This window comes from Bradyrhizobium sp. Ken01 (genome assembly GCF_055807355.1).
In genome coordinates this window covers 1-248 of record NZ_JBVVPC010000269.1, presented here as the reverse complement: position 1 = coordinate 248, position 248 = coordinate 1, and the positions used below count along the sequence as shown (strand labels likewise).

Here is a 248-nt window from a genome sequence, read left to right as displayed (position 1 = left end):
CCCCTCCTTGGTTGAGGGGTTTGGACTGCCGCCGCTCGAAGCCATGGCGCTGGGATGTCCGGTGGTCATGTCTGATCGCGCCAGTCTGCCCGAAATCGGCGGGAATGCGGTTTTGTACGCATCACCTGGTGACGAGAATGCATGGTTCGATTGTTTCATGCGCCTGGTCCACGAGGAAGGCCTCAGAACCAAATTGATCGCACGTGGTCGCGCAAGGGCAGCCCGATTTCAGTGGGCCGCGTCGGCTC

At 60.9% G+C, this 248-nt stretch carries 1 protein-coding gene; it reads left to right on the top strand.

The features are described from left to right. Positions 1-7 precede the first annotated feature (7 nt). The coding region (locus AC0L3S_RS39615; protein WP_473285417.1) for a glycosyltransferase at positions 8-248 on the top strand (241 nt) is incomplete at its 3' end.